Origin of the sequence: Gordonia sp. (in: high G+C Gram-positive bacteria) (assembly GCF_049299075.1) — a bacterium.
Classification (GTDB): domain Bacteria; phylum Actinomycetota; class Actinomycetes; order Mycobacteriales; family Mycobacteriaceae; genus Gordonia.
In genome coordinates this window covers 1-7,481 of sequence record NZ_JBAQWU010000002.1, presented here as the reverse complement: position 1 = coordinate 7,481, position 7,481 = coordinate 1, and the positions used below count along the sequence as shown (strand labels likewise).

6 protein-coding genes and 1 pseudogene are annotated in these 7,481 nt (G+C 66.8%); 2 read left to right on the top strand and 5 right to left on the bottom strand.

From position 1 onward, the window contains the following. The 4 genes and pseudogenes from WAW85_RS00100 to WAW85_RS00085 form a co-directional block, all read right to left on the bottom strand. Positions 1 to 181 (bottom strand): hypothetical protein (locus WAW85_RS00100; protein ID WP_422557648.1); only part of this gene is annotated, 181 nt, incomplete at its 3' end. A 17-nt stretch (positions 182 to 198) separates the two neighbouring features. Further along, a pseudogene (locus WAW85_RS00095) lies at positions 199 to 804 on the bottom strand (ATPase, T2SS/T4P/T4SS family); the annotation flags it as partial. Between the two features lie 5 nt (positions 805 to 809). Beyond that, positions 810 to 1,883, bottom strand: coding sequence for a septum site-determining protein Ssd (ssd, locus tag WAW85_RS00090; RefSeq protein WP_422557647.1), 1,074 nt, complete (start codon positions 1,881 to 1,883; stop codon positions 810 to 812). Between the two features lie 135 nt (positions 1,884 to 2,018). Then, positions 2,019 to 2,978 (bottom strand): esterase/lipase family protein, encoded by a 960-nt coding sequence (locus WAW85_RS00085; protein WP_422557646.1) that lies wholly within the window; start codon positions 2,976 to 2,978, stop codon positions 2,019 to 2,021. A gap of 326 nt (positions 2,979 to 3,304) precedes the next feature. On the opposite strand from WAW85_RS00085, the gene WAW85_RS00080 reads away from it, so the two are divergent. Beyond that, the gene (locus WAW85_RS00080) at positions 3,305 to 4,120 is read left to right on the top strand and encodes an HAD family hydrolase (RefSeq protein ID WP_422557645.1); all 816 of its coding nucleotides are present in this window, start codon (positions 3,305 to 3,307) and stop codon (positions 4,118 to 4,120) included. A gap of 413 nt (positions 4,121 to 4,533) precedes the next feature. Here WAW85_RS00080 and WAW85_RS00075 read toward each other — a convergent pair whose 3' ends face one another. After that, positions 4,534 to 5,277, bottom strand: a complete 744-nt coding sequence (locus WAW85_RS00075) for an oxidoreductase (protein WP_422557644.1) — start codon at positions 5,275 to 5,277, stop codon at positions 4,534 to 4,536. A gap of 201 nt (positions 5,278 to 5,478) precedes the next feature. Here WAW85_RS00075 and acs point away from each other — a divergent pair, with 201 nt between their 5' ends. Continuing rightward, entirely contained in the window at positions 5,479 to 7,416 is a 1,938-nt protein-coding gene (gene acs / locus WAW85_RS00070) for an acetate--CoA ligase (protein ID WP_422557643.1), read from the top strand. The last annotated feature ends 65 nt before the right edge of the window (positions 7,417 to 7,481 follow it).

Sequence of the window (7,481 nt, the reverse complement as noted above, 5' to 3'; positions counted from 1 at the left end):
AGTCGAGCATGAAGGAGATGAGGCTCGGCTCGGGACGACCCATAGCGTCAACCACGACTGGGAGTCTACTGCCAATCGGATTATCGAAGAAGCCTGCCGGCACCGCAATCTGATCCTGCAGTTGTTCCAGCGCCCGATTGCTGGTGTATACGATCCGGTACTGCGGTACCTTCTGCGACATCTGGTGACCTTACCTTAACCAGCACCTGTTCCGCCAACCACGAGGAACGCCCGCCGCTGCGCGACCACGTCGCCCACCAGGTCCCGTACCTGGTCCGGGATCCCTCCCCCGGCCACGAGCGTCGCGAAATCCATGGTGGCGCTGCGCAACACACGCAACGAGATGCACGTGCCATCGGAGGCCAACGGCGGGATCATCGCATGCAACCGGACGGCGTACCCGTGCCGTCCGATACCGGACAACCTGCCGTCCACCCAAGGCTGCGCATCGTCGAGCCGGCGCCCAGCCCCCAGTGCCAGCCGAACCGCGAGTCGGCGGACGCTGGCCTCGCTGTCGAACGTGACGTTTGTCCGCTCCAGTCCGGCGCCGCGCTCGATCCACACCCGATCGGGGCCAGTCACCAGAATGTCCGTGACGGCGGCATCGGCGAGGATCCCCTCCAGCGGCCCGGCACCGACCAGCTCGGTCTGCAAATAGCGAAGAGCAGCGAGCAGATCCGTGTCGGAGAGCAGACCGCCGGACTCGCTGCGCACCGCCTCGGCGATGGCCTGTGCGTCCGGCTCGGCGGAACGAGTCGCCAGTTGCTCACGGACCCTGTCGAGCAGGTCCGCATGTTGCGGCAGGCCAGTCACCCGATCACTCCGCGCCGTGGGTCAAGTAACTCGAGCACTACCCGGGCCGAGCGCACCTCCGGACTGTGCGCCGGCGGTCGCACCCCGCCCTCCTCACATCGCCGCGCCAGCGCCCGGCGGGTGCGCAGGGTGGTCACCAACCGCACCCCGACCGCGTCCGCCACCTGCTCGGCGGTCAGTCCTCCCGGCGCCGGACCACGCACCACCAGACCCAGCTCACTGCGTACCGGTTCACCACCCAACGCCAGCCGCGTCAACAGCTTTCGTGTCGCCGCGACACCCGGCACCGAAGCCGCGGTCAGCACAACGACGAGATCAGCCGAATCCAGCACGCCCTGCGCCGCAGGATCGACGGCGCGGCCGAGGTCGGCGATCACCGTCTCACCATTGGTGCGCGCCGCATCGAGCACGGCCAGCACAGTCTCCGGCGAGAGCGGGGCGCCGTCGTCGCGGCTTCGCGTCACCACGCGCAGCCGGTCACCTATCCGAGGCAATGCCGCGGCCAGCGCCGGACCGGCAATGCTGCCAGTCTCGCCGGTGATGTCGTTCCAACGCAGCCCCGAGGTCGCTTCCATACCGAGTAACAGATCCAGACCCGCACCCCCGGGTTCCACATCCAGGAGCAAGACCCCGGGTGCCTGTCGGCTGGCGGTCTCGGCGAGCACCGCGGCGAACGTGCTCGTCCCGACACCGCCGTGCCCCCCGACCACGCAGAGCACCGGTGCCGCGGCCCGGTGCGGTCGCCGCAGACTCGACAGCGCGGCGACCAGGCGGGCTTCCTCTGCGGGCAGGACGAATCCGCCCTGCGCACCGACCGCCAGGCCGCGGCGCCAGGTGTCGGCATCAGATTCTCGCGCGCCGACTACCAGCACACCTTCGCGGGCCGGGAGACGACTGGCGACGAGTTGTTCGAGAGCCGCTCCGTCAACCACCACTGCCCCGGCGCGCAGCCACTGCGGCCGACATCGCAGCGGATCGGCCTGCACGCTGCGATAGCCAGCTGCCGCGCCACAACGCGCGACATCGTCGGACAATGCCGTCCCGGTGAGCGCGAGCAGAACCTCGGTCATACCGCCTAGCGTGCGACACCGATCCAGCATTGCACCAGAGCGATTTCCACAGGTTCGTCGTCCGGGGCCGGGTTTTCCACAGGACCCTTCGACAAGCTCAGGGAGCCTGAGAACACTCAGGGAGCGGGAATAGTGCTAGCCAGTGAACGGCGGGACGAACTCGCAGGGCACCTTCACCGGGTGCTCCGGGTCCAGCGCATTGAGCACCGTGTAGGCCGCGCGGCGGGAGCCGGCGATGGCCAGGTGGTCGCTGTAGTCCTGCGCGCAGGTGTCTTGCATGACGATGTTGCGCACGTTCTCCCCGCGCCGGCCGGGTACCAGGCCACTGGTGTACGGGATCACCAGCTCGTCGTAGCGGGTGGCGATATTGGTGTAGTTGATGCCCTTGACGTATGGGCTGCCGCCGGCCCAGATCTTCTTGTGCATCGGGGAGCCCGCCATCATGCCGCCGCAGCCGATGCAGAACGGCATCGGGAAATCGCCGAGGGCCGCGCCGAGCATGCGGGATTCGGGAATCACGTCGCCGGTCCCTCGCCACAGCGGGGCCAGGGACACATAGTTGGTCACCTTGTCGGCACCGCCGAGGTACTTCAGGTAGTAGGTCGGCATGTAGGTACCCTGCGAATGGCCCACCAGATCGACGGTCTGCGCGCCGGTCGAACGCCGCACCTTCTCGACGAACCGGTCCAACTGCCGGGCGCTCACGTCCTGCCGATCCATGCCGCCGATCGCGGTGAACGGCCACGGCAGCCCGGGCAGCGCACCGTAGGTCAGCGCGTACACGCAGTAGCCGCGGTTGCGCAGCATCGGCACGTACGAACCCCAGTTGGTGGTCTTCGCACCGCCGGTGCCGTGCACCAGGATCACCGGGCGCGGATGCTCAGGCGAGGGCTTGCAGTTCCAGTCATTGGAGCCGGGCAGATCGCCGCCGGGATGGCTCAGTTCAAAGGGGATACCGCTGAAAAAGTTGTAGACCTCGGGGAGCTTTCCGTTCGGCGCGGCCAACGCCGGGCTCGTCGTCGTCATTCCGAGAAGGATGAGCAGCGCCGCCGCCATCGCCGTCGCGATCTTGCCCATTGCGTTCTTCGACACCATCGCCGGTTTCTCCCCATCTCCCAAGCATCTGCTTGGTCACGGACGCTAACAGGTCGACGAGAAGCGCGGGGAGGAATCTCCGCCAGCAGGCACATTGCTCCCCAAATAGGTGATGGCCCCGACCAGGGGGGAGGAGGTCGGGGCCATCTGCATTCAGCCCCGGGGGGTCGGGCTGAATGCGTGCCGATCAAGATCGACAACTGCGAAGTTACACCTGTTTCACAAACCTCGGCAACTTACCCGATGGCGTGTCAAATAGGACTCTTCGGAACCAAAATTCCGTCGTTCGCCGCGCATAGCCGCGGTAACGGACGTACTCTCGCGGCGTGACTTCGACGTCGCCCGCCCGCACCGCAGCGTTCTTCGACCTGGACAAGACTGTCATCGCCAGGTCGAGTGCCCTTGCCTTCACCCGCCACTTCTACGAGGGCGGACTACTGACCAAACGCGCCATGCTCCGCTCGGCAATCGCGCAGCTGCAGTTCCTGCTCACCGCCGATCCAGCACACCATGTTGAGCGGATGCGCAAACACGTCACGGATATGAGCGCCGGATGGGAGGCCGCCACCGTGCGATCAATAGTGACCGAGACACTCGACGATGTGGTGCGACCGGTGATCTTCATTGAGGCTGCCGCACTGATCGCCGAACACAAAGCCGCTGGCCGGGACGTCGTACTCATTTCGGCGTCGGGCATGGAGATGGTGGAGCCAATCGGCGCACTACTCGGCGTCGACTTGGTGCGCGCCACCGAAATGGCACTGATCGACGGACACTACTCGGGCGAGATCAAGTTCTACTGTTACGGCGAGGCCAAGGCGGACGTCATGCGCGAGCTGGCCGACGAACGCGGCTACAACCTCACCGACTGCTACGCGTACTCCGACTCGGCCACCGACATTCCGATGCTCGCCCTGGCCGGCCACCCCGCCGCAGTGAACCCCGACAAGACGCTGCGCTCGCACGCCGTCGACCAGGGCTGGGAGATTCTGGACTTCCCGAACCCCGCGCCCCTGGTCGATTGGTCAAGCAACACCACCCGCGGATGGACCGCTTTCGCGGCCAGCGTCACCGTCCTGGCCGCGGCCGCAGCGACCTACGGCATCGTCCATCTGCTCAGCGAGCGACACGATGCGGCATGAGTTTTCGCAAACCCTTGATGTGACGCTCGTCACCATGTAGAAAGTAGGTACGGAACAAATTCAAGGCCAAGTTCGGATCAGAAGAGAAGACCCGAATTCCCGAGAAAGCGTTCCCAGCACGGACGGCAAGCACCCACGCGGAGCGCGCCGCGATAGGGCAGAAGCGTTGTGCACCTGCGACATTGGGACCATCGGTCCGTACCGAGATTCCTTTCCCTCGCCGAGGTGATCCCACAACCCACCTTGCACGCTTGGTAACTTGGGCCCGTGCTCGTGGGCGGCACCTGAACCGGAATTCCGGCACAGGGGTCGCCCACAATACTGTCCGGGACCAGTGCTGCGAGGACACCGCTCCGATGTCGCGATTCTTGCCGATAGGCGCGGGCATACCGCGACAGATCAGCGCGGACCATTCAGCGTGCCGCGTCGGCAATCGATTTGGCTTCGACCGCACCGGCCGTCATGGCCTGACAGCACAGCACGATCCACTCCGCGAGCGCCTGCGGGTCGCCAGTCGCAAACCGCGCTGCAGACTCCCGATAGTCCCCCAACCTGCGTAACCACGTCACTTCCGGAACACCCAGCAGATGCGGATCCAGGCCGGTGGCCGCACTCACCAGACGAGAAGCGCCGCGTGCCACCACACCGTTGCCGTGCTCGAAGGGCGCGAGCACCAGGAGCTCGCCGTGCACGACGGCGGCGAGCACCGCGGCAGGCACGGTGGTCGCGCCCGTGACTAACTGCCCAAGCAGATCCAGCCGCTGGGCAATGTGCGGCTCGTCGCGCGGACGGCCGAGCCGCTCGGGCGCGGTCAGTTCGGCGGCTGCCAGCGAATGCAACCGGGCCAGCGACTGCATCGGCGCGCGCCGGAACACCGCCACCTCGCGGTCGAGAGAGTCCGGGTCCAGGGCCTGTGCCACCCGGATCGCACCGGACATCACCGGATCGTCGAAGTCATGCTCGCGGTTGAGCTCGGTGGTCGCCCCTTCCATCGCCGCCGAGCTACGACCACCCCGCCACGACGACTCCCGCGAGGTCTTGTCCCAGCCGCGCAGATTCACCGGATGCCGGTGCACTCCGGCGAGCGATTCACCAGCTTCCTCCGCGGCGGCGGCGACGCCGGGCAGGTCGAGTAGTGGCTGGAGCGGATCGGTCACCCGGCTAAGCCTAGTGCGCGCGGGGCCAGACCGGCGCTCGCCACGGTCGCGCTCCATTGACCGTGCCGCACTGACCGTTCATCGCGCCCTACCCACCCGCGACCTCGGTCCCATTACGCTTGACGATATGGGTGATTACGCTCACATCCATCAGTCCTCCCGAGCTGTGCCACAGCAGTCGACAACCGAAAGGCAGCCACCATGTCGTCTACCGATCAGGTCTTCGTTCCGTCCGCAGAGTTCGCCGCGCAGGCCAACGCCACCGAAGAGATGTATGCGCGCGCCGATGCGAACCCCGACGAGTTCTGGGCCGAGCAGGCACGACGGCTCGACTGGGCCGTCCCGTTCACCAATGTGCTCGACTGGTCCGACGCCCCGTTCGCCAAGTGGTACGCCGACGGCAAGCTGAACGTCGCGGTCAATTGCGTGGACCGGCACGTCGACGCAGGCAAGGGTGACCGCGTCGCGATCCACTGGGTCGGGGAGCCCGGCGACACCCGCGACCTCACGTACCGTCAACTCAAAGACGAGGTCTCCAAGGCCGCCAACTACTTCACGTCGATCGGCCTGCAGTCCGGCGACCGCGTTGCCATCTACATGCCGATGGTCCCCGAAGCGATCATCACGATGCTCGCGTGCGCCCGGCTGGGCCTGACTCATTCGGTGATCTTCGCCGGGTTCTCCTCGGCGGCGCTGCGCGCTCGGGTCGACGATGCCGGCGCCAAGGTCGTCGTGACCACCGACGGCCAGTACCGTCGCGGTGAGCCCGCACCGCTCAAGATCGCGGTCGACGAGGCGCTAGGCACCGGTGAGCGCGCCGCGGCGTCTGTGGAGAAGGTCGTCGTCGTCCGCCGCACCAACCACGATCCGGATCTGCCGTGGGTCGATGGCCGCGACGTCTGGTGGGAGGACACCGTCGACGAGTCCTCCGCGCACCACGAGGCGGAGGCGTTCGACGCCGAGCACCCGCTGTTCCTGCTGTACACCTCGGGCACCACCGGCAGCCCGAAGGGCATCGTGCACACCTCCGGCGGCTACCTGACGCAGGCTGCGTACACGTTCCACAATGTCTTCGACCACAAAGAAGGCCGCGACGTTTTCTGGTGCACCGCCGATATCGGCTGGGTGACGGGCCACACCTACATCGTGTACGGACCGCTCGCCAACGGTGCCACCGAAGTGGTCTACGAGGGCACCCCCAACTCACCCGATGAGCACCGGCACTTCCAGATCATCGAGAAGCTCGGCGTGACGACCTACTACACCGCGCCGACACTGATCCGCACCTTCATGAAGTGGGGCGCGGAGATTCCCGGCGCCCACGACCTGAGCTCACTGCGTGTCCTCGGCAGCGTCGGCGAGCCGATCAACCCGGAGGCCTGGCGCTGGTACCACAAGGTGATCGGCGGCGGCCGCTGCCCGATCGTCGACACCTGGTGGCAGACCGAGACCGGCGGCATCATGGTGGCCCCGCTGCCCGGCGTCACCGCTTGCAAGCCCGGCTCGGCCATGCGCCCGCTGCCCGGCATCAGCGCCAACATCGTCGACGACAACGGCAATGAGCTCGCCCGGGGCGAACAAGGCTACCTGGTGCTCGACCGCCCGTGGCCGGGCATGCTCCGCGGCATCTGGGGCGACCCGCAACGTTTCAAAGACACCTACTGGTCCCGCTTCGCTGATCAGGGCTGGTACTTCGCTGGCGACGGCGCGCGCTACGACGACGACGGCGCCCTCTGGGTGCTCGGTCGCGTCGACGATGTCATGAATGTCTCCGGCCACCGCATCTCCACCGCCGAGGTGGAGTCCGCACTGGTGGCGCACCCGGCCGTCGCCGAGGCCGCCGTGATCGGCGCGTCCGATGCCACCACCGGCCAGGGCATCGTCGCCTTCGTGATCCTGATGGAGCACGCCGAACCGGGCGACGAGCTCATCGCCGAGTTGCGCAACCAGGTCTCCACCGATATCTCGCCGATCGCCAAGCCACGCGAGATCAATCTGGTGCCTGAACTGCCCAAGACCCGCTCGGGCAAGATCATGCGCCGCCTACTCAAGGACGTCGCCGAAGGCCGCGAACTAGGCGACACCTCAACCCTGGTGGACCCATCGGTGTTCGAAGCGATCCGCGTGCAGCGCAGCTGACGCCGACGCGACCGTCCACCCCCGCCGTGTCGCGACCCTCCCCGACAGTCGCGGTCCCTGCAGCC